Source organism: Pseudomonadota bacterium (assembly GCA_040752895.1).
Lineage (GTDB): Bacteria > Pseudomonadota > Alphaproteobacteria.
The window spans coordinates 709,539-728,791 of sequence record JBFMHN010000001.1; the positions used below are offsets into that span (position 1 = coordinate 709,539).

At 61.4% G+C, this 19,253-nt stretch carries 24 protein-coding genes; 12 read left to right on the plus strand and 12 right to left on the minus strand.

Features of this window, described 5'->3' with window-relative positions:
• Nucleotides 1-19 precede the first annotated feature (19 nt).
• Nucleotides 20-775, plus strand: a complete 756-nt coding sequence (locus tag AB1781_03615; GenBank protein MEW5703659.1) for a TorF family putative porin — start codon at nt 20-22, stop codon at nt 773-775.
• 106 nt (nt 776-881) lie between these two features.
• On the opposite strand, the gene AB1781_03620 is transcribed toward AB1781_03615, so the two are convergent.
• The 3 genes from AB1781_03620 to AB1781_03630 are packed head-to-tail and all read right to left on the minus strand — an operon-like array spanning nt 882 to nt 2,422.
• Entirely contained in the window at nt 882-1,553 is a 672-nt protein-coding gene (locus AB1781_03620; GenBank protein MEW5703660.1) for a nitroreductase, read from the minus strand.
• 25 nt (nt 1,554-1,578) lie between these two features.
• Nucleotides 1,579-1,995, minus strand: coding sequence for a DUF6691 family protein (locus tag AB1781_03625; GenBank protein MEW5703661.1), 417 nt, complete (start codon nt 1,993-1,995; stop codon nt 1,579-1,581).
• A 1-nt stretch (nt 1,996) separates the two neighbouring features.
• Nucleotides 1,997-2,422, minus strand: coding sequence for a YeeE/YedE family protein (locus AB1781_03630; protein ID MEW5703662.1), 426 nt, complete (start codon nt 2,420-2,422; stop codon nt 1,997-1,999).
• 137 nt (nt 2,423-2,559) lie between these two features.
• On the opposite strand from AB1781_03630, the gene AB1781_03635 reads away from it, so the two are divergent.
• Together AB1781_03635 and AB1781_03640 are read left to right on the plus strand one after the other, a co-directional pair.
• Nucleotides 2,560-3,846, plus strand: a complete 1,287-nt coding sequence (locus AB1781_03635) for a nucleoside recognition domain-containing protein (protein ID MEW5703663.1) — start codon at nt 2,560-2,562, stop codon at nt 3,844-3,846.
• Nucleotides 3,847-3,992: 146 nt separating this feature from the next.
• Complete coding sequence (locus AB1781_03640; protein MEW5703664.1) at nt 3,993-5,543, plus strand: long-chain fatty acid--CoA ligase; 1,551 nt, start codon at nt 3,993-3,995, stop codon at nt 5,541-5,543.
• A 1-nt stretch (nt 5,544) separates the two neighbouring features.
• On the opposite strand, the gene AB1781_03645 is transcribed toward AB1781_03640, so the two are convergent.
• Nucleotides 5,545-5,940 carry a nuclear transport factor 2 family protein gene (locus AB1781_03645; GenBank protein ID MEW5703665.1) on the minus strand — a complete coding sequence of 132 codons (396 nt, stop codon included), beginning with the start codon at nt 5,938-5,940 and terminating at the stop codon, nt 5,545-5,547.
• 11 nt (nt 5,941-5,951) lie between these two features.
• Nucleotides 5,952-6,830 (minus strand): MBL fold metallo-hydrolase, encoded by an 879-nt coding sequence (locus AB1781_03650; protein MEW5703666.1) that lies wholly within the window; start codon nt 6,828-6,830, stop codon nt 5,952-5,954.
• 71 nt (nt 6,831-6,901) lie between these two features.
• Here AB1781_03650 and AB1781_03655 point away from each other — a divergent pair, with 71 nt between their 5' ends.
• Both AB1781_03655 and AB1781_03660 read left to right on the plus strand, forming a co-directional pair.
• Complete coding sequence (locus AB1781_03655) at nt 6,902-7,207, plus strand: metalloregulator ArsR/SmtB family transcription factor (protein ID MEW5703667.1); 306 nt, start codon at nt 6,902-6,904, stop codon at nt 7,205-7,207.
• Nucleotides 7,208-7,215: 8 nt separating this feature from the next.
• Complete coding sequence (locus AB1781_03660) at nt 7,216-7,542, plus strand: rhodanese-like domain-containing protein (protein ID MEW5703668.1); 327 nt, start codon at nt 7,216-7,218, stop codon at nt 7,540-7,542.
• A 68-nt stretch (nt 7,543-7,610) separates the two neighbouring features.
• On the opposite strand, the gene AB1781_03665 is transcribed toward AB1781_03660, so the two are convergent.
• Nucleotides 7,611-8,519 (minus strand): bile acid:sodium symporter family protein, encoded by a 909-nt coding sequence (locus AB1781_03665; protein ID MEW5703669.1) that lies wholly within the window; start codon nt 8,517-8,519, stop codon nt 7,611-7,613.
• 63 nt (nt 8,520-8,582) lie between these two features.
• On the opposite strand from AB1781_03665, the gene AB1781_03670 reads away from it, so the two are divergent.
• From AB1781_03670 to AB1781_03685, 4 genes are all read left to right on the plus strand, one after another.
• Nucleotides 8,583-9,575 (plus strand): lipid A deacylase LpxR family protein, encoded by a 993-nt coding sequence (locus tag AB1781_03670; GenBank protein MEW5703670.1) that lies wholly within the window; start codon nt 8,583-8,585, stop codon nt 9,573-9,575.
• A gap of 51 nt (nt 9,576-9,626) precedes the next feature.
• Nucleotides 9,627-9,893: a YbhB/YbcL family Raf kinase inhibitor-like protein gene (locus AB1781_03675; GenBank protein ID MEW5703671.1), complete on the plus strand. Its 267-nt coding sequence runs from the start codon at nt 9,627-9,629 to the stop codon at nt 9,891-9,893.
• Nucleotides 9,894-9,917: 24 nt separating this feature from the next.
• Nucleotides 9,918-10,247 (plus strand): ribosome-associated translation inhibitor RaiA, encoded by a 330-nt coding sequence (gene raiA / locus AB1781_03680; protein MEW5703672.1) that lies wholly within the window; start codon nt 9,918-9,920, stop codon nt 10,245-10,247.
• Between the two features lie 494 nt (nt 10,248-10,741).
• The gene (locus tag AB1781_03685) at nt 10,742-12,043 is read left to right on the plus strand and encodes an ATP-binding protein (protein MEW5703673.1); all 1,302 of its coding nucleotides are present in this window, start codon (nt 10,742-10,744) and stop codon (nt 12,041-12,043) included.
• Between the two features lie 6 nt (nt 12,044-12,049).
• Here AB1781_03685 and AB1781_03690 read toward each other — a convergent pair whose 3' ends face one another.
• Nucleotides 12,050-13,714: a glycosyl hydrolase family 28-related protein gene (locus tag AB1781_03690; protein ID MEW5703674.1), complete on the minus strand. Its 1,665-nt coding sequence runs from the start codon at nt 13,712-13,714 to the stop codon at nt 12,050-12,052.
• A complete protein-coding gene (locus tag AB1781_03695; GenBank protein MEW5703675.1) occupies nt 13,714-13,893 on the minus strand; it encodes a hypothetical protein in 180 nt (59 codons plus the stop codon). The genes AB1781_03690 and AB1781_03695 overlap by 1 nt, the downstream gene beginning before the upstream one ends.
• Before the next feature lie 182 nt (nt 13,894-14,075).
• Here AB1781_03695 and AB1781_03700 point away from each other — a divergent pair, with 182 nt between their 5' ends.
• Nucleotides 14,076-14,540, plus strand: coding sequence for a hypothetical protein (locus AB1781_03700; GenBank protein ID MEW5703676.1), 465 nt, complete (start codon nt 14,076-14,078; stop codon nt 14,538-14,540).
• Nucleotides 14,541-14,552: 12 nt separating this feature from the next.
• On the opposite strand, the gene AB1781_03705 is transcribed toward AB1781_03700, so the two are convergent.
• Nucleotides 14,553-15,857 carry a DUF1329 domain-containing protein gene (locus AB1781_03705; protein ID MEW5703677.1) on the minus strand — a complete coding sequence of 435 codons (1,305 nt, stop codon included), beginning with the start codon at nt 15,855-15,857 and terminating at the stop codon, nt 14,553-14,555.
• The gene (locus AB1781_03710; protein ID MEW5703678.1) at nt 15,854-16,471 is read right to left on the minus strand and encodes a class I SAM-dependent methyltransferase; all 618 of its coding nucleotides are present in this window, start codon (nt 16,469-16,471) and stop codon (nt 15,854-15,856) included. Before AB1781_03710 ends, AB1781_03705 begins: the two co-directional genes overlap by 4 nt.
• Nucleotides 16,472-16,616: 145 nt before the next feature.
• Here AB1781_03710 and AB1781_03715 point away from each other — a divergent pair, with 145 nt between their 5' ends.
• Both AB1781_03715 and AB1781_03720 read left to right on the plus strand, forming a co-directional pair.
• The gene (locus AB1781_03715) at nt 16,617-17,360 is read left to right on the plus strand and encodes a hypothetical protein (protein MEW5703679.1); all 744 of its coding nucleotides are present in this window, start codon (nt 16,617-16,619) and stop codon (nt 17,358-17,360) included.
• Between the two features lie 39 nt (nt 17,361-17,399).
• Nucleotides 17,400-17,996: a SprT-like domain-containing protein gene (locus AB1781_03720; GenBank protein MEW5703680.1), complete on the plus strand. Its 597-nt coding sequence runs from the start codon at nt 17,400-17,402 to the stop codon at nt 17,994-17,996.
• Nucleotides 17,997-18,047: 51 nt separating this feature from the next.
• On the opposite strand, the gene AB1781_03725 is transcribed toward AB1781_03720, so the two are convergent.
• Together AB1781_03725 and AB1781_03730 are read right to left on the minus strand one after the other, a co-directional pair.
• Complete coding sequence (locus AB1781_03725; protein MEW5703681.1) at nt 18,048-18,491, minus strand: ankyrin repeat domain-containing protein; 444 nt, start codon at nt 18,489-18,491, stop codon at nt 18,048-18,050.
• A 23-nt stretch (nt 18,492-18,514) separates the two neighbouring features.
• Complete coding sequence (locus AB1781_03730) at nt 18,515-18,865, minus strand: cupin domain-containing protein (protein MEW5703682.1); 351 nt, start codon at nt 18,863-18,865, stop codon at nt 18,515-18,517.
• Nucleotides 18,866-19,253 lie beyond the last annotated feature (388 nt).

Here is a 19,253-nt window from a genome sequence, read left to right on the forward strand (position 1 = left end):
GCTTAGAAAAGGAAAGCCTATGAAGAAAATACACCTCTTTGCCCTGACCACCGTTTGCCTGGCCGCCGGGTCCGGCATGGCCCTCGCCCAAGAGGAATCGGCGGCGGAGAAAGCCCCCTATAATTTTTCCGCTAACGTGGCACTGGTTTCCGAGTACATGTTCCGCGGCCTTTCCCAGACCGACGGCCAGCCGACGATCCAGGGCGGTATAGATTTCACGTACGACACGCCAAGCCCGGTGGACGTGTATCTCGGCATTTGGGGTTCCGGCGTAAACTTCCAAACACCGACCGCCGGTGACGACGCGACGACGGAATTCGATCTCTATGGCGGCTTAACCGGTGAGATTGAGGGCGTCACGTGGGACTTGGGCGGCATCTGGTACACCTACCCCGGCGCCAACAGCACCCTCAACTACGACTATGCCGAGGCGGCCGTTTCGTTCGGCTATGACTTCGGACCCGCCGCGGCTTCCGTCGGGTTGAACTATTCGCCGGAGTTCTTCGCCAACAGCGGGGACGCCTTTTACTGGTCGGGCGCGGTGGACGTGCCCTTGCCGGAAGGGTTCACGCTGGGCCTCCACCTCGGCTACCAGAGCATCAAGAACAACGCCGCCTTCGCGCTTCCGGACTACACCGACTGGAGCGTGGCACTCTCGAAGGAATTCATGGGCTTTGGCTTCAGCCTCGCCTATATCGACACGGACCTTTCAGAAGGCACTTGCGCGGACGTCTGCGCGACGAAGGTCGTCGGGACGATCTCGAAGTCATTCTAGCCAATCGCCAGAGGCGCGGGCAGCTTCCCCAAGCCTCGTCCCTAGGGACACGAACCCCGTCACCTCTTATGGGTGACGGGGTTTTGCATGCGCCGAACAAACCAAACTAGAAACCGATGAACCTGGAAAAATCGGAAAGGGCGGCGCGTTCCGTCTGTAACTGGTTTTCCGGCGCCGCTTCATCCATATAGCCGAGCGCCATGCCGCAGACGATCGCCTCGCCTTGCGGAATGCCGAGATGTTCCCGGATAATATCGTGAAAGACCGGCCACGAGGCCTGCGGGCAGGTGTGCAGCCCCTTGGCGCGCGCCACCAGCATGACGTTCTCGACAAACATGCCGTAGTCGAACCAGCTGCCGATCTCAAGCCGCTTGTCGATGGCAAAAAACAGACCGACGGGGGCGCCAAAAAATTCGTAATTGCGGCCTTGCTGCGCCCGCATGCCTTGCATGTTTTCTTTGGTCAGGCCCAACAGGCTATAAAGATCCAATCCGACCTTCTTGCGCCGCGACGTGTAGGGCTCGAACCATTCGTCGGGGTAGTATTTGTATTCCGGCGCATGCTTTCCGGTTTCCGTTTCCCGGCGGGCAAGCGTTTCCTTCGTCAGCGCCTCTTTCACCGCCCCGGTCACGACATAGACCTTCCAGGGCTGCATGTTCGTCCCGCTGGGTGCGCGGGCCGCGCACTGCAAAATTTCGACGATCTTCTCCTTCGGCACCGGGGTCGGAAGAAACGCCCGAACCGATCGCCGCGTTTGGATGGCCTCGATCACGTCCACGCCGTTCCTCCCGCCTGAAAATTTCCTACCGACGCGCCGGCACCGCCCGCGCCAGCGCCGAACCCGCGAGTAACGCCGCCAGGAACAGAAACGTTTCCGGCAACCCATAGACGACGGCAGCGATCGCCGGGCCCGGGCAAAAGCCGACCAGCCCCCAGCCGACGCCGAAAAGGGCGCTACCCAGCAGAAGCCGGCCGTCGATCTTCGTGAGAGTCGGAAGCGCGAAGCTTTTCTCGAAAACCGGCTGCGGCAATCTCAGGACGAAACGGTAGCCGATGAAGGAAACCAGCACGGCGCCGCCCATCACGAAGGCGAGGCTCGGGTCCCAATCGCCGCCGACGTCGAGGAAAGCGAGCACCTTTGCCGGGTTCACCATCTGGGAAACGCCGAGCCCGAAGCCGAAAAGGAGACCGGCAAAAAGGGCTGCGAAAAGTTTTGTCATCTCACCCTCCCAGGCCGTGGCGGACAAGGGCAAGCGTTGCCATCCCGCTCGCCAGGAAGGTAAGCGTCGCGGCGATGGAACGCGCACTCAAGCGGCTGACCCCGCAAACGCCGTGGCCGCTCGTGCAGCCACCGCCGAGGCGCGTCCCGAAACCGACGAGAAGCCCGCCGGCAACGAGAACGGGGAGCGAGGCAGTAACCGTGATCCGCCCGCCCTCGGGGCCGTAAGGGATCGCGAAGGAGGCGCCGAGGATAAGGCCGAGAAGAAAGAGCGCCCGCCACGCGGTATCCCCCTTCACCGGCGGCAGCAATTGGCCGAGGATGCCGCTGATGCCGGCGATCTTGCCGTTAAGCCAAAGCAGAAGCACCGCGGAAAGGCCGATCAGGAGGCCGCCCAGAAAGGCGGATCCGGGCGTGAAGTTTTCCATTTGGGTTCCCTTTGAACAGGTAAAAAGCGCACCCTCTGTTTATGATACGGGGGGAAAGGATAGGCAAGTCCATCCCCATTCCCTAAAGTAAGAAAAGCCGGGGAAGTTAAGGACTCCGGAGAGAAGAACCGAGGCCCATGAACGTCTTTTTCTTTTTGCTCGTTCTCCTCTCCTTCCTCGTCGCCGCCGGGCGGGAGGTAAGCTGGACAGCCCCTTCACCGGACGCCGTTTCGCCGATGGAGATGCTGGCCGCCGGCATGATCGAAAAGGCGGCGGACGCGGTGACGCTTTCGCTTGGCCTGGTCGGCGTCATGGCACTTTTTCTCGGCCTCATGAAGGTGGCCGAGCAAGGGGGGCTTCTCACCATCATCGCCCGCACGATGCGGCCCCTGATGGTGCGCCTCTTTCCCGAGGTCCCGGCCCATCACCCGGCGATGGGGGCGATGATCCTCAACCTGTCGGCCAACGTGCTGGGGCTTGGCAACGCCGCCACGCCGTTCGGCATCCGCGCCATGCAGGAGCTCGATAAGCTCAACCCACACAAGGGCACGGCGACAAATGCGATGGCGCTGTTCCTCGCCATCAACACGGCGAGCGTGACCCTGCTGCCGACCGGCGTTATCGCGCTGCGGGCGGCGGCGGGTTCGCACGACCCGGCCGGCATCCTGCCCACCACGCTGGTCGCCACCATCTGCTCAACGACGGTCGCCATCCTGGCGGCGAAACTCTACCAGCGCTACGCCGCCCTCCCCGCCCCTTCCCCAGGCTTCCCGGCCCCGGACGCGGCGGCGACGGAGGCCCTGCCCGACGCGGCGGAGAAGGCCTATCCGGGCTGGGTCTCCTGCCTGGCGCTGGGGGCAATCGCCGCCCTCATCCCGATCACGATTCTGTGGGGGAAGGCGATCTCGCCCTGGATCATTCCGGGGCTTGTCGTGCTGCTCCTCGGCTTCGGCTTCGTCCGCAAGGTGCGCGTCTATGAAAGCTTCGTCGAAGGGGCCCGCGACGGTTTCCAGGTCGCCATCCGCATCATCCCCTATCTCGTCGCCATCCTGGTCGCCGTCGGCATGCTGCAGGCAAGCGGGGCGATGGGGATACTGACTTCCACGATCGGGCCCGTGACCGCTACCTTCGGTTTACCGGCCGAGGCGTTGCCGATGGCGATCTTGAGGCCACTTTCCGGCTCCGGCGCCTATGGCGTGCTCGCCGCGATCATCCAGGACCCGACCATCGGGCCTGACAGCTACACGGGCTATTTGGTGAGCACCATTCAAGGCTCGACCGAGACGACTTTCTACGTGCTCGCCGTCTATTTCGGAGCGATCCAGGTGCGCCGCGTCCGCCACGCGCTGGCCGCCGCGCTCACCGCCGACGTCGCCGGCGTCGCCGCGGCGGTGGCGATCTGCCTTTACCTTTTCGGGGGGTGAAAAGGTCCGGCATACCCGCCCGCCCTTAGTTCCAAAAGCCGTTCCTTTAAGATAGGTTGGCCTTTGCGATAGGCCGGACGTAACCCGCCGGCCCAAGGATAAGGCGGGGACCGGCCGAAGAAGAACTATCGGAAGGGGGGGAACCCATGCTGCAAACCATTGGGCAGATTCTGCCTGCAAGCGCCCAGCGTTTCGGCAAGAAGACGGCGCTCGTCTTCGGCGACAGGAAATTCACCTACCGCGAGCTCGACCAGCTTTCAAACCGCATGGCGAATGGCCTGGCAAGCCTTGGTGTCACGCAGGGCGACCGCGTCTCGATCTACGGGCCGAACTGCTGGGAATGGCTGGTCGCCTATCACGGGGTGGCGAAGCTCGGGGCCGTTCTCAACCCGATCAACGTCATGCTGACGCCGGAAGAAGTCGTTTACGTCGTCAACGACTGCGGCGCCAAGGCACTGATCGCCTCCGCCGACAAGGGCGAGGCCATCCTCGACAACAAGGGCGCCACACCGCTCAAGAACGTCGTCCTGTTCGGCGGCAAACAAGAACTGGCCGGCGCCCTTGCCTTCGAAGCTTTGCTGGCCAAGGGGAAGGACGCCTTCGATCCGGTCTTGGTGCCGGCGGAAAGCCTCTCCACCATCGGTTATACCTCCGGCACCACCGGCCACCCGAAGGGCGCCATGCAAAGCCACCGTTCTGTCCTCCTCAACCTGGCGCTCACCGCCAACATGCATGTGAAGACGGAAGCTGACACCGTGGTGACGGCACTTCCCTGCCCGCACGTCTATGGAAACATCGTGACGAACGGGGCGATCTTCACCGGCATGACGGTCGTGCTGCTGGCGCGCTTCGAGGAGAAGGCAGCGCTCGACGCCATCCAGACCTACAAGGCCACGATGTTCGAGGGCGTGCCGACGATGTACATGTATTTCCTGAACAGCCCCGAGCTTGCCAAGCACGATATCTCGTCGCTGACGCGCTGCACGGTCGGCGGCCAGACGATGCCGGTCGCCAAGATGGAAGAAGTCGAGCAACGATTCGGCTGCCCGCTGCTGGAGCTCTGGGGCATGACCGAGCTGGCGGGTGCCGCCACCACCAACCTCTATTACGGCGAGAACCGGCATGGCTCCATCGGCTTTCCCTTCCCCGGCGTCTTGGCCCGCATCGCCGACGTCGACGACGCGGGGAATACGCTGGCACCCGGCGAGGTCGGCGAATTGATGATCAAGGGGCCGCTCGTCATGCTCGGCTATTACGGGAACGAGAAGGCGACGAAGGAAGCCATTGAGCCGGACGGCTGGATGCACACCGGCGATGTCGGCAAGCAGGACGAAGACGGTTACCTCTATATCGTGGACCGCCGAAAGGATCTGATCCTGACCGGCGGGTTCAACATCTATCCGGCCGAGATCGAGCGTGTGATCGCCGCCCACCCCGCCGTCGCCATGGTCGCCGTCGGCGGCCAGCCGGACGCGACGAAAGGCGAGATCGCCAAGGCCTATATCGTGCTGCGGGAAGGCCAGAAAGGGGATCCTGAATCCATCCTGGCGCACTGCCGGAAGCACCTCGCGGCCTACAAGCTGCCGCGCCGCATCCAGTTCGTGAAGGACCTGCCGAAGACAAGCACCGGCAAGGTCATGCGGCGCGAGCTGAAAACGCTCGACCCGCCCGAAGAACGGGAAAGCGCCGCCGAATAGCTTAATGCAAACCGCGGGAAGGCATTTCCCCTGCCCCGCCCGGCAGCGCCACCGGAGTTGCCTGGTGATGAACAAGGCGGAAGTGGCCTTCTTCCTCGACGAAGACGTTGGTCGCCGCGAGCCGGCTCTCGCCGATCACTTCCTCGCAAAGGACGACCGTCGCCTTCCCCCAATAAAAGACCCGCTCGCCCTCGCAGACGATGGGCGGCGGATCCTCGAGAATCTGCCGCCAGCTCTTCAGCACGGCCTCGCGGCCGATAAGCGCCCGCCAGCCGGGATGGATGCAGGCAAGCGGCGCCTCGGCTGCCCAGATCCGTTCCATCGCCGCCGCGTCGCCCTCCGCAAAGGCGCGGTAGAATTCCGCATTCGCCAGAAGAATATCTTGCGGCCCCTTCATTCCCTACTCCGCTAGATGGCGTTCAACGGGATCTTCAGGTAAGCAACGCCATTCGATTCCGTCGGCGGCAGATGCCCCGCCCGAATGTTGACCTGCAACGAGGGCAGCATCAACACGGGCAGGTCGAGCGTCTTGTCCCGCTCCGTCCGCATCTTCACGAACGCGTCCTCCGAAACGCCTTCGTGAACGTGAATATTTTTCGCGCGCTCCTCGGCAAGGGTGGTTTCCCAAATATACGCCTTGCGGTCGGGCGCGCCATAATCGTGACAGAGAAAGACCCGGGTTTCCGGCGGCAACTCCTTGAAAAGCCGCTGAATAGAACGGTGAAGCGTCCGCGCATCCCCGCCCGGAAAATCGGCCCGCGCGGTTCCGTAATCCGGCATGAAAAGCGTATCCCCGACAAAGGCGGCGTCCCCTGTGACGTAGGTCACGCAGGCCGGCGTATGGCCGGGCGTATAGAGAACGCGGGCTTCCAGTTCGCCGATCCGGAAAGTCTCGCCGTCCTTGAAGAGGTGCCCGAACTGCGAGCCATCCGTCGGGAAGGCGGCCTCGATGTTGTAAAAACTTTTGAAAAAGGTCTGCACGCGCCGGATGTGCTCGCCGATGCCGATGGGAACGCCGAGCCGCTCCTGAAGGTAGGGGGCGGCGCTCAGATGATCGGCATGGGCGTGGGTCTCAAGAATCCACTCCACCTTGAGGCCCTGCTCGTGGATGTGCTTCAGGATACGGTCGGCCGAGGCCGTCGAAATGCGGCCGGAGTTCGGTGCGTAATCGAGGACCGAATCGAGGATCGCCGCGCGCTTCGTCTTGGGGTCGGCGACGATGTAGGAAACCGTGTAGGTCGCCTGGTCGAAGAAACCTGTGACCTGGGGAAGCATGGGGGGGGTCATGGGCTTTCCTCCTTTCTTGCTTTTTTAGCCTTGCTTGACACTATACATTAGTTTTTGCTAAATTAGCAAGAATGAATATAAAAAACTTGCAGGAAGGCGCCCGGGCAGCCAGCGCCTTTCTGAAGGCGCTTGGCAACGAAAACCGGATTCGCATCCTCTGCGAACTGGCGGCCGGCGAGCGCTCCGTCGGCGAATTGGCCGCGCGCATAGGCTTGAGCCAATCCGCCCTTTCCCAGCACTTGGCGCGCCTGCGTGGCGAGGGGCTCGTGAAGACCCGGCGCCAGGCCCAGACGATTTATTATTCCCTGGCCAGCACGAAAGCGGCCAAGATCATTGAAATTCTATACGATCTCTATTGTGCGAAGGCGAAGGGGTGAAAGAAAAAATGGACGAACGCATCAAGGAAATCGAGCCGATCACGGCGAAGGAATGGCTCGACAAGGGGGAGGCGGTGCTGGTGGACGTTCGCGAGGCGAACGAATACGCGGCCGAACGCATCCCGGGCGCCGTCCTCCACCCGCTTTCAACTTTCAACCCCTTCAAGCTGCCGCCGATCCGGGGCAAGAAGCTCGTTCTCCACTGCGCGGTCGGGCAGCGTTCCCGGCAAGCGGCCGAGCTTTGCCTCGCCGCCGGCATCGAGGAAATCGCCAATGTGCAGGGCGGCATCCGGGCGTGGAAGGAAGCCGGGCTTAAGACCGAAACCGGGTCTTAAGCGGCCGGCCGGCGGCGGCCCGCGCCTGGAGGAAGGGTTTCCGGCCGGGCCGAACGCCTGCCTAAGCCCTAAGAAGGGCGGCGCGACCAATAGCTGGCGAGCGCGGCACCGGAAAGGTTGTGCCAGACGCTGAAGATGGCGCCGGGCAACGCCGCGGCGGCCGAGAAATACTTGACGGCCAGGGCCACGCCAAGGCCGGAATTCTGCATACCCACCTCGATCGCAAGCGTGCGGCAGGTCCGCTCGTCGAAGCGCAAGAGCTTCGAACACCCGTAGCCCCCGGCAAGACCCAGCAGGTTATGGAGCGCGACCGCCACGGCAACGGCAAGGCCCACCGTCGCAAGCGCCTCCCGGTTGAGAGCGACGATGATCGCAATGATGAGGACGATCGCGATCACGGAAAGCAGCGGAAAGACCGCCCTCGCCTTCCCCAATCGCCGCCCGAAGAACCGGTTCGCCGCCACCCCTAAGCCGACGGGCGCCAGCACGATCGCAAGAATGCTCCCCAGCATGTCCACGACCGGCACCGGCACGCTAGCCCCGACATAGGCCCAGGTGAGCAAAGGCGTCGCCAGCACGGCAAGGACCGTCGAGGCCGTCGTCAGCGTGATCGAAAGGGCGACATCCCCGCGGGCCAGGTAGCAGATAACGTTCGAAGCCGTGCCGCCCGGGCAACTGCCGACCAGCACGACGCCCGCCGTCAGCATCGCCGAAAGGCCAAGCCCGGTTGCGACCAGGAAGCCGGCCAAGGGCATGATGAAGAATTGGAGGCCAAGGCCGACCAGCACGACGACAGGCCGCTTTGCCACTTCGAGGAAATTTTCCACCGTCAGGGTCATCCCCATGCCGAACATGACAAGCCCGAGCAGCGGCACGATGGCGCCTTTCATCGGTGAAAAGGCGGCGGGCAAGAAATAAGCGAATCCCGCACCGAGAATCGCCCAGATCGGGAAAAATACCGTCAGCCTGGCCAGCATGGCGCCATTCTAGCGAATCGATCCGTTATTTTCCCTTCTGGGATGAACGTATAAAATTGCCCGATGGTGCAGAACCTTCCAGCCGGCGTCGGCGTTCTTTTTTTCTTTCTTTGCCTGATCTTGCCTGCCGGCGCCCGGTCGGAGGAAGGCGGCACGCTGACGCTGATCATCGAGAACGACCGGCTCGCCAACACGGACCGGCACTACACCCACGGCATGCGGCTTTCCTGGCTTTCCGCCGCCGACGATGTGCCGGGATGGGCCCGTGGCATGGCCGGCCACGCACCCCTTTTCGCGGCGGGAAGCGAGCTTCGCATAGGCTATGGCCTCGGCCAAAGCATCTTCACGCCGGAGGACACCAGCACCAGCGCCCTCGTCCCTGATGACCGGCCCTACGCCGGCTGGCTCTACGGCACGCTTTCCCTCGTCGCCGATAGCCGCACCCGACTCGACAGCCTCGTCCTCGATATCGGCATCGTTGGACCGGCCGCCTTCGGTCAGAACATCCAGAACGACTACCACAACCTGATCGGCGTCGGGCGCGCGAACGGGTGGGACAACCAGCTCGACAACGAACCCGGCTTCGTCCTCTATTACGAACGCAAGTGGCGGAAACTCAAGGAGTTCTCGACCCACGGCCTCGGCGTGGACATAACCCCGCACATCGGCGGCAGCCTAGGTAACGTTTTCACCTATGCGGCCGGCGGGATCGCGGTGCGCTTCGGCGAGGACCTGCCAAACGATTACGGCCCGCCCCGCATTGGGCCGAGCCTGCCCGGCAGCGGTTTCTTCGTGCCCGCCGACGGCTTCGGCTGGTATCTTTTCGCGGGCGCCGAAAGCCGCCTCGTGCTGCGGAACATCTTCCTCGACGGCAACACCTTTTCCGACAGCCACGACGTCTCGAAGCGAATCCTGGTCGGCGACTTCCAAGTGGGCGCCGCCATCACCTTCGACACTTTTCGCGTTACCTTCAGCCACGTTTTCCGCACGCGCGAGTTTCGCGGGCAACCGCAGGCCGACCGGTTCGCCGCCGTCAGCCTTTCCGTCCGACTGTAGTTCAGGCCGATGGGCGGGCGTGCTAGCCTTGCGTGAAACGGGGGAAAAAAGATGAGCGGAAACACCACCCCTGCGGCTGCCCGCCACCGGTCGAGACGGACTGGCTGGCGGATGCGCTGTGCTGCCCGAAATCGGGCAAGCACCCCCTTACGCGGGGGCGACCCGCGCCGCGGGCTTCATCATTATCATTTCCGTCTGCTGGCCTTGGATGTAAAACATCTTGCGCTTGCCGAAGATGCGTCCTTCGACGCGTTCGAAAAGGCGCCGGAAGGCCATGTGCCGACACAGGCCGAACGCATTGGCGTCTATTCCAGCTAAACCGGGCTTTAAAGGAGAGAAGGCATGGAAATCCCGTTGCAGATCACCTTCCGCAACATGGACCCCTCCGAGGCGATCGAAGCGAATGTTCGGGAAAAGACCGATAAGCTCGAGCGTTACTTCGACCGCATCACGAGCTGCCGCGTCGTCATCGAAGCGCCGCACCGGCACCATACCAAGGGGAAGCTCTACAACGTCCGAATCGACATCGGCGTGCCGGGAAAAGAGATCGTCGTTACCCACAGCGGGCCGAAGGACCACGCCCACGAAGACGCCTACGTGGCCATTCGGGACGCCTTCAACGCCGCAGCCCGCCAGATCGAGGATTACGCACGCAAGCTCCGGAACGACTGAAGCCGGAGGGCCTGCTTGTTCAAAACCAAAGTATTTTTGGCGCACCCGCATGGGACGAGGTCGGACGTTAACGAAGACGCCCCCGCAATCGCCTGTTGCGGCTGGAAAACACCGCCTTCGCTCCGAAGGAATAGGAAAAATTTTAATTAAATACGTGAGAAATACCAAATAAAATCGAACTGAAACTTGTTGAAATACTTTCCGTATGCGAGTTTTATTACATAAAACAAGAATAGCTTTTAAGACATGTCTTAGGAAAGAAGGTTCGCGCCACGCAAAGACCGACGAATCCAGGAAACGCCCGCGATGGCAACCCAAACGACAACGCGGATGACGGAAACGACAGAGACCACGGCCAATGTGGAGAATCAAAAGGCAATACCCATTTTCCTAGAGAGCCGGAGGGGGCCCACTCATCGCCGGGCCCCCTCTCCTTCTCTCCCCTTTCCGCCGAAAGCACTCCCGATCGTCCCGGGGTAACCCCGAGAGCACCGATGAAACGACGTCTGCCTCTTTTCATGGCGCTTGCCTATCCTGCGAATTTCTTCCGCGAGTTTGGCAAGCGGGTGCGTCGGTTTTTCCGGCACCGCACGATGCTTCTGCAGCGGAACGCCATGATGCAATGCGTCGTCGATGACAGCTTCGACGGCATCGTTATCACCGACGAGGAAGGCCGCATCGAGCTTTTCAATGCCTGCGCGGCGCTGATGCTTGGCCGTTCCTCGAAAAAGGCCCTTGGCAAACCGATCACCGAGGTAATCCCGGAACTGCGAGCGATCCGTATCGCGTCGGGCGAGGAAAGGTCAAAAGGCGTCGCCTTCGGTGCCGGGCGTCTTGCCGGACCTTACGAATTGACGCTTCGCCAAAGGGACGGCGACACGGTCGAGGTCGAGATGAACATCAGCACATCGATGCTTCGGATCGACTCGTATCGGCTCGGGCGCCGGAGCGCAAACCGCACCGTTCACGTCCACACTTTCCGGGATATTGCGGCCCAGAAACGCGCCTACGAGGCCCAACACAAGGCGATGGAGGAGGCGCTGTCCGCCAACCGCGCGAAATCCGAATTCCTCGCGAACGTCAGCCACGAACTGCGCACACCCTTGAACGCCGTCATCGGGTTCTCCGAAATCCTGAAGAACGAAATGTTCGGCCCGCACGGCGTTTCGCAATACAAGGAATATTCCGGAGACATCTATCGCAGCGGCACGCATCTTTTGGATGTCATCAACGATATCCTCGACGTTTCGAAGATCGAATCGGGCAAGTTTTCGCTGCGCGAACAGCCGGTAGCCCTGCCGCCGACTCTGGACGCTTCCATCAAGATCGTAAGTCGCCGAGAAGACGCGGATAAACTTGTCGTCAAGAAGTCGGTCGCCACGGACTTCCCCATGCTGATGGCGGACGAGCGGGTCCTGCGACAAATCTTTATCAACCTGCTGAGCAACGCCGTGAAATTCACAGAGCCGGGCGGGACCGTCACGGCTGAAGCGCAGATCGACGAAAACGGCGCGCCGGTGATCCGCATCATCGACACCGGCATCGGCATCCCGGAGGAGGCGATCCCGCGCCTGATGGAGCCGTTCTTCCAGGCCGACGGGGCGCTTAACCGCCAGCACGAGGGTACGGGGCTTGGGCTCCACCTCGTATACAAATTCGTCGAGATGCTGAACGGCACGATCGACATCCAAAGCCGGCTCGGCGCCGGCACGGCCGTGACGATCCGCCTGCCGGCGGAGCGGGTCATCAAAAGCAAGAACGTCGTAGCCCTGGAAGCGCCGCGACGGCGAGCCTGACCGCGCTCAGGGCCGCAGCAGCTTCGCCTTCCGCAAACGGTCGAGCAGAGCGTTGAAGTCACCGACCAGGCCCTCGATGTCCTGCGCCGCGCTGTCTCGAAGCGGCTCGGCCTGAACGGCGCCGACGATCCCGAAGGGCTCGAAACTTGGCGCCGGCACCTTCACGTCCGCCAACTCCGCGCTTGCTGCCGGCGCATCGTTGACCGTGAAGGCGTGCTTTTCCCCGCTTACCTCCGTGATGAAGGTATCCAGATCCGCGCCCGCCGCGCCCGCGCCCGCCAGCGTGATGGCCAGCCCCGGCATGAACAGGTGCATGTCGTTCAGCACGATGACCGTGATCTCATTGCTGCCTGCGGTGAAGGAAACCGCGCCCTTATAGATGGGCCTGCTCGGCGCGCGCCAATGGTCATCCTTGTCCACGCACACCCATCCAAGGGGGCCGCCGGAGCTCACCTTTTCCGCGAAGATCACGTCGCCGCGCTTGTAAACATTGTAGACGGTATGGTTTGGAAGCTCATCCCGCACTTCGATCTGACTGGTCTGCAGATGGATTCCTTTGCTCTGCTGGTTGTTCGTCCGATAGACGACATCATGGGCCATTTCCGAGATGCGTTTTTTCGCAGGATAATCTTCAAACAAGGCAACCGAATCGCGGATTTGAGAGGCGGCCGCCGTAAAGTTCGTTCGCCCTTCCTTTGCAAAGACACCGACGCCGGCATCGGTCGGTCGGAAGTAGCCATGAACGTTTTCAAGACGAACGCTCGTGTTGCCGCCGTCGAACGTCTGGTTGACGAAAATCATCGCCTTTCGCGTATCGTGGAGCAGAAGCGGCACGTTCAGTTCGATTCGCCCATCGCTGATGTTGAAATGGACCCCGCCCGTGTCCTCAAGCAGAAGAAAACCTTTTCCCCAATGCGTGCCATCGTAATAGCCCTGCGACTTCGCCGCTTCGGCGAAAGAATATCGATGGGGGTTATTATCGACGGTGAATTGGTTGATGTTGACGGGACGGCTTTCGTGTCGGTCATTTGCGGAAAACCGAATGCAAAATCCGCCAATCGAATCGAATCGGATCCGATTCATATGAATATTCACAATTTCGCTCGAACCGAAATCGATGGCATCGCCAAAACAATGAAGGAAATAAAGATTCTCGAATTTTGTTCCCCAGTCCGTTCCGGTCATGCCAATTCGCAGAAAACAATGTTCGGCGATTTTCGACGACGACGCGGAATAGCTGGCCTGTCCGCCGATCGTGAGATTTGAAAAACCTCCCCATGGCGTCGCGCCGGGTCGCTCATCGGCGTAGAAGAGGACGGTGCTGCCGGGCCCGCCATCGCCGTTGTACGTGAGGACGCTGTTGCCAACCTCGAACCCGACAAGCGTTGTCCGCCCGTTCCATTCCACCTCGTGGCACAGGTAATTCCCCGGCGGAAAATAGACCGGACGAAAGCGTTCTGGCGGATACGTGGGGCTTTCCCTGATCGCCGCCTGGATGGCGGCCGTATCGTCGGTGACCCCATCCCCTTTCGCGCCGAAGCGCCTCACGTTCAATGGATAGTCATCGAGGCTCACAAAAAGGTCGCGCAGCACTTGCGGCGTGATCGCGCCGCTCGTGTTGTCCGCCAACAGCTTGAGCAACGCCTCATGGGTGCGCGGCGTGTCCGCCATCAGGAGAACCCGGCGTCGAATCCGGCGCTAAAGGCGGAACCCGCCCGCAGGTCCGCCGACGCCCGGCCCGCCGTCGCGGCAACCAGCCAGAAACAACCGAAGACCGCCGTTACCCGCCCCGAAAGGACTAAAAAATCGCGCCGGTCCATAGCACCGCCTCGACTGCCGCTGTCCCCCATGTCCCGCCTCCAAAATCCTCGCTTCCCTGCCGTTATAAGATAGAGCACCCCTCCAGGGCGATCACGATCTTTGCCCTTGGGCCAAGCCCCTTGCGGACGGCAGCGCTCTCAGTCCATTTTCAATCGTACGCCGATTGGCATAGAATTTACGGGTTGGCGCTCATCGAAAGAGGGAAGGAAGCATGAAAAATCGTATACAACACCTTGCGTTCGCCGTTCTCGGCCTGGCCCTTGCCGGGCTGCTTGCCCTGCCGATGGCCTCCGCCCAGGCACCGGGCCCGAAAGAAACGGTCGAACGGCACTTGGCCGCCCTTCAGGACTATCTCTTCGAGGATGCCTTCGACTACGTCTCGAAAGACTTTGCCGACGGCAAAACGAAGCAGGAATGGGCGGACTCGACCCGCGAGCTTTACTCCGACGCAAGCGTCAAGGTCATCAAGTTCACCGCCTATCCCGCAAAGGTCGAAGGGAATAAGGCGATCGTCCCGAACATCCTGAACGCCAGCGACATGTTTAACAAAGACGGCAGTATCGAGTACGAGCTTTACCATCTCGTGAAAGAAGGCGGCGCCTGGAAGGTGGACAAGCAGGAGCTTCTCTTCGAGGACAGCCAGGTGAAGGAGTGGTTCCCGGACGTAAAGAACTAGGCCGCGAACGCGTCAAGGCGACGGCGGTTCTTCGACCGGCAGGCAGTTCGCGCAACGATCCTTGATGGAATCTAGGTTAAGGGCCTCGGGGTCAATTGCCAGATTGAAATGCGCTGAATCGTCGGTAATAAAAATGCTGCCGTGATGACGGCGAAAATCGGCGATCACCTGCCAAGTCGGCCAGATGATCGCGCCTTCCCCATCTCCCTCCACCGGAAAGACGTGATAACCAAGCACGCTTGCCTTCCAGAAGCGCCCGCTGCGTGAGTAAAATTCGCCGAGATAGGGCAGCCAGTTTTCGGCGTCGATATAGAGAACCTTACGGCCATATGGATGCCGCTCGGGCGGGATCGCCTCGACGACGAAAACCTCGCGCGGTTCCCATACGTCCACGGGGTTCCAGTGAGGCAGGTTGGCAAGATCGATGCCGGGGAATTGCTCGGGCAAGGGCCCCGCTTCCGGGCGCCAAAAAGGGTGCTTGGTGTTCGCAACGACCAGGATCTTTTTTTTCTCCAGAATCCGGAAACTCCCGTACCACGTCGGGTAGGCGTTAAAGAGGAGCACATCGTCGCCCACGAAATCCGTCGTGCCGAGTTGGTCCATCCAGTAGCCGCCCTGCCAACGAACGACTTTCCTAGCCTCGTGGGCGTAGGTGACGAGGAATTCGTCCTCACCGGTGTCGTAGCGGATGAGGACGGCGCCGCTGCCGGGCGCGTCGCGCGGCCCTTCCACGACGACGAGGCTTTTATCGAAAAGCCGGCCCGTTCCAAGAACGGGCCTTCCCTCCCGGCGCAGCAGTCCTTTTAGAAAAACCCGCACGATTTTCTGGCGGCCTGCCTTTTCGTAGCCTCGCTCGGCGTGTATTTCAGCGATTGCCGTCCGCGGGAAGACTTGCGAATCGCCATGCGGCTGACCGTAGGTCAGGTTCCACATCACCTTAAGGGCGGCCTGCGGGTCGTCGAGGGAAATGTCCGGGAAGGGAACGCCCGCCTCCCAGCCCGGCACGCGACCGGTTTTCGGATCGAGGGTTAGCTTTCCCCGATTCCTCGCCGTCGCCGCCTCGAGCAAGGGGTCCTTCGGGTGCGGTCTGGCATGGGCAAGCGTTATGGTGAGACCTTGCTCAAGGATTTGCCACCGGAGGCGCTCCGGCAAAAGTTCGGCGATTGAGGTGCCTTCGAAGCTATCCTCGAGGTGCGAGGCGAGATTTTGCGCCTTGAGCACCGTACCGGCTGGAAGTTCCGCAGCCCCCGCTTGCGGCGGAAGGAGCATCGCGAAAAGCAGCCAAAGGCCGGCGCCGGCGTGTACCTTCCCGATCATCTTTCGATCGCTCGCCCCCAATAATTGAAGCAAAGCGGTTTCCACCCCGGAATATACATCGTATCGAGATCGACAAGACGAAAACCGCCCTCGCGGATCAGGTCCGGCATTTCCCGCGTCAGACGACAGCCGCCGGCGAGACGGCCCCAGAGGGGGTCAATCCTGCGCTGAACGCGGCGCACGGCTTCGTCCGGCGCGAGGCCGTGTTCCGTAAAGACCAACTCGCCGCCCGGCTTCAGGACGCGCCGCATTTCCCGAAGCGCCTTCACCGGGTCCGGGATCGTGCACAGCGTGTAGGTGATAACGACCGTATCGACGCTGTCGTCCTCAAGCGGGATCGCTTCCCCGGAAAGGCCGATGAACTCGACCGGAAAGGCCGCCTCCCGCGCGGCTTTCCCGGCGATACGCCGCATCTCGGGCGACGGGTCTAGGCCGATGACGCGTTCGACCTGCCGGGCATCGTAGAAGGGAAGGTTAAGCCCGCTGCCGATGCCGACCTCCAGCACCTGGCCCTTGGCCAGCGGGATGACCTTTCTCCGCTGGTAGCGGACCGGCTTCACGCCACAGGCGAAGTGAAGCGCCCACGGCAGGATATATCTCCGATAGAACGCCATTTTTCCTTTCTACGGCTGCCATTAACCCTATAAAAAAACAATGCCTTACCGAAAATCGAGAGTGGCGCGTTTCCGGACTCGCCCCGACGCCGCCTTCCGCTATCATACGCGGAAATGAAACGGGAGGGGTCCGATGAACCGGAGGTTGAAAATTGCGATTGGCGCCGCCGCGGTGATCGTTCTGGTTGCCGTCGCCATCGTCTATATCGGCGCGTCGGTTGACGGCCTTGTCAAGGACGGCATCGAAAAATACGGCTCGCGCATCCTGAAGGCAGAGGTTCGGGTCGGCTCGGTGGAGATTTCCCCGAAAAGCGGCAGGGGTAGCCTGCGCAGCGTTTTCATCGGAAACCCGGAAGGATTCGAGACGGGGAGCGTCTTCGAGCTCGGTGAAGTGACGATCTCGCTCGACGTCGGCACGGTCATGGAGAACACCGTCGTCATCCGCGAAATCCGGGTGATCGCCCCGAAACTGACCTATGAAATGAACGCGAACGGCAGCAACCTGGACGCCTTGCGGCGAAACGTCGAAGCCTATATTGGCGGCGGCAAAACCGGCGGCAAGGCGGCGGAGAAACCAGCGGCCAACGAAGAAAGCGAACGCAACCTCCTCATCGAGAAGCTTGCGATCGACGAAGGAAAAATCCGGGTAAGCGCCACCGGCCTGGCCGGCGACAACGCCGAGGTCGCGCTTCCCGCTATTGAATTCACGAACATCGGCAAGCAAAAAGGCGGCGCGAACGCGGCCGACGTCGCGGCAAAAATCCTTAACGCCGTGACGAAGGAAGTTGTCACGGCCACCGCCACCCTGGGGCTTGAGCAAGCCCTCGGTCTCACGAAGGAAGACGCCGGCGGCATCGGCGGCGTCCTCAAAGACCTGTTCGGCGAGTGAGGCCGCCCATCTTAAGTTCCTGAGAAACGCAGGTAAAAAATGAACGGAAAAAACTTAAAGAACGGCAAGACCCAGAGGCTCGGCTCCGTCGAGGAGGTGGCCAGAGCCTGGGGGATCAAACGGCGGCTCGATCGGGCCTTTCTGCTGGGCAAGGCCTACGAGGCATGCCTGGCCTGCCGGGTCGAAGCGAGCGAGCGCTCGAAGGTGCAGGCGGGCGCTGCGAACACACGGCTTCGCAAGATCCTGCTGAACCCCGCCCTGCTCATTCCCGGCCGCGAGGCGGACCGGAACGCGACCTTCCTCCACGAATGCGCCCACATCCTGGCCGATCTCGCCTACCGTCGGAACTGCCGGCACGATTCAGGATGGAAGCAGGTGATGCTGCTGCTTGGCGAGAAGCCCGACGTCAGCCACGCGCTGGACTATCTCTCGCCGAAGGCACAAGCTGTCATCACCTGGATTTGCCGGACCTGCAGCGAAGAATACCACTACGTCCGCAAACCCCCGCGCCGGGTGCAGGATTGCTACTGTTCGCGCTGCGGACCTAAGCGGGGACGGCTCAAGGTCATCGAGCACAGGAGCCCCGAAGTGGCTGCCCTGGCCAAGCTGGCCGGTGGAAAAACGATCGGGCTCTAACCCTTGAGGAAGGGCCGGGTCGGGCAGCGCTAGGCCCCCTTCCGTCGTCGGTCAATCCCAACCCAACAATCCATCTTCCCACTCCGCAAACAGGTTCAGCATTTGGCCTGCTTCGGCAATCGTAGAATCGCTGGTCGCCAGTTTGCGTTTTGCTTCCGCCATATCGATCGCCGTGACGCCATCCTCTTTTTTCATATAGGCATCGGCGCCCTTTTCGAGCAATAGCCGCACCGTGGCTATTCTGCTCGCATAAACCGCGTGCATCAGGGCCGTCCATCCATCCGGAAACTGGCAATTGACGTCCGCGCCCTGCCCGATCAGCTCAAGAATTTTTTCGTTGTCCCCTTCATACGCAGCATTTTCGATCTCCTGGCACAAATCGGCGGCGAACGCCGGACCGGCCAGAAGAAGCGGGATGGCGACGAGCAAAAAGGCAAGGATAGGCGCTGGTTGCATAGGAACGCTTTCGTTCTGGCGGTTTTCAAATGAGGCCATGGCCGGGCTGGGGCTGCTCGAATCTAGCCCTCGCCTTCAACCTTCGGGTCCATCGGGTAGCGCGCGTAGAAGACCGTCGCCGTCGAGTCGGTCTCCAGCGAGAAGGCGGTCCCGGCCGGAGCCCAGAACACGTCCCCCGGCTTCGCCTCGTATGTCTTGCCTTCCGAGCGGGACCGATAATGCCCCTCCAGCACGACGATTACCTCGTCGAAGTCGTTCTTCGAGGTGATTGCCTGCTTCTCCATCGTCAGGATGCCGGCCCCGATCGTACGGCTCGCCTTTGTACCCACCAGGCGGCGGATGCGCGTGCCTTTCAGGCCGCGCCACGGTGTCCATTCGCCTTCGCCACTGCGAAGAAATTTCAGACCAGACATCTTTGTCTCCTTATCTTGTGCCGCCATGGCAACAAAGTACGGCTACCGCGGTATTCAAAGAAGATTATACCTTGCGGCGAAACTTCACCTGTTTGTGAAACGTTGTTATTCGATTTCCGTGATCGTCTCTCCCAGAGTGTGACTCAAGATTACACCCGACTGGCTTTGCTTGCTGCCGGAACAAAAGAAGACCGGAAGGCCGGCGGGGCGCCCTGACTCGTATGACCCACGAAGGGCCCTGTTTTGAGAGAGGATCTGACCATGCTGAAAATCGGAAAAGTCCTACAGGCTGGCGCGCTGGTAATTGCGCTTGGTTTTGTGGGAGGAGCGGCGCTGGCGGAAGAAGTTCCGGAAGGGACGGTTCTAAGCGCGTCGAACATTGACAAGC

Excerpts from the sequence above, each read along its gene's own strand:
- AB1781_03705 (MEW5703677.1), bottom strand. The coding sequence starts at position 15,857 with ATGATCGGGAAGGTACACGCCGGCGCCGGCCTTTGGCTGCTTTTCGCG.
- AB1781_03655 (MEW5703667.1), top strand. The coding sequence starts at position 6,902 with ATGAATATAAAAAACTTGCAGGAAGGCGCCCGGGCAGCCAGCGCCTTT.
- AB1781_03635 (MEW5703663.1), top strand. The coding sequence starts at position 2,560 with ATGAACGTCTTTTTCTTTTTGCTCGTTCTCCTCTCCTTCCTCGTCGCC.
- AB1781_03665 (MEW5703669.1), bottom strand. The coding sequence starts at position 8,519 with ATGCTGGCCAGGCTGACGGTATTTTTCCCGATCTGGGCGATTCTCGGT.
- AB1781_03675 (MEW5703671.1), top strand. The coding sequence starts at position 9,627 with ATGAGCGGAAACACCACCCCTGCGGCTGCCCGCCACCGGTCGAGACGG.
- AB1781_03670 (MEW5703670.1), top strand. The coding sequence starts at position 8,583 with ATGGTGCAGAACCTTCCAGCCGGCGTCGGCGTTCTTTTTTTCTTTCTT.
- AB1781_03630 (MEW5703662.1), bottom strand. The coding sequence starts at position 2,422 with ATGGAAAACTTCACGCCCGGATCCGCCTTTCTGGGCGGCCTCCTGATC.
- AB1781_03660 (MEW5703668.1), top strand. The coding sequence starts at position 7,216 with ATGGACGAACGCATCAAGGAAATCGAGCCGATCACGGCGAAGGAATGG.
- AB1781_03690 (MEW5703674.1), bottom strand. The coding sequence starts at position 13,714 with ATGGCGGACACGCCGCGCACCCATGAGGCGTTGCTCAAGCTGTTGGCG.
- AB1781_03615 (MEW5703659.1), top strand. The coding sequence starts at position 20 with ATGAAGAAAATACACCTCTTTGCCCTGACCACCGTTTGCCTGGCCGCC.
- AB1781_03695 (MEW5703675.1), bottom strand. The coding sequence starts at position 13,893 with ATGGGGGACAGCGGCAGTCGAGGCGGTGCTATGGACCGGCGCGATTTT.
- AB1781_03645 (MEW5703665.1), bottom strand. The coding sequence starts at position 5,940 with ATGAAGGGGCCGCAAGATATTCTTCTGGCGAATGCGGAATTCTACCGC.
- AB1781_03650 (MEW5703666.1), bottom strand. The coding sequence starts at position 6,830 with ATGACCCCCCCCATGCTTCCCCAGGTCACAGGTTTCTTCGACCAGGCG.
- AB1781_03625 (MEW5703661.1), bottom strand. The coding sequence starts at position 1,995 with ATGACAAAACTTTTCGCAGCCCTTTTTGCCGGTCTCCTTTTCGGCTTC.
- AB1781_03685 (MEW5703673.1), top strand. The coding sequence starts at position 10,742 with ATGAAACGACGTCTGCCTCTTTTCATGGCGCTTGCCTATCCTGCGAAT.
- AB1781_03725 (MEW5703681.1), bottom strand. The coding sequence starts at position 18,491 with ATGGCCTCATTTGAAAACCGCCAGAACGAAAGCGTTCCTATGCAACCA.
- AB1781_03640 (MEW5703664.1), top strand. The coding sequence starts at position 3,993 with ATGCTGCAAACCATTGGGCAGATTCTGCCTGCAAGCGCCCAGCGTTTC.
- AB1781_03720 (MEW5703680.1), top strand. The coding sequence starts at position 17,400 with ATGAACGGAAAAAACTTAAAGAACGGCAAGACCCAGAGGCTCGGCTCC.
- raiA (MEW5703672.1), top strand. The coding sequence starts at position 9,918 with ATGGAAATCCCGTTGCAGATCACCTTCCGCAACATGGACCCCTCCGAG.
- AB1781_03730 (MEW5703682.1), bottom strand. The coding sequence starts at position 18,865 with ATGTCTGGTCTGAAATTTCTTCGCAGTGGCGAAGGCGAATGGACACCG.
- AB1781_03710 (MEW5703678.1), bottom strand. The coding sequence starts at position 16,471 with ATGGCGTTCTATCGGAGATATATCCTGCCGTGGGCGCTTCACTTCGCC.
- AB1781_03700 (MEW5703676.1), top strand. The coding sequence starts at position 14,076 with ATGAAAAATCGTATACAACACCTTGCGTTCGCCGTTCTCGGCCTGGCC.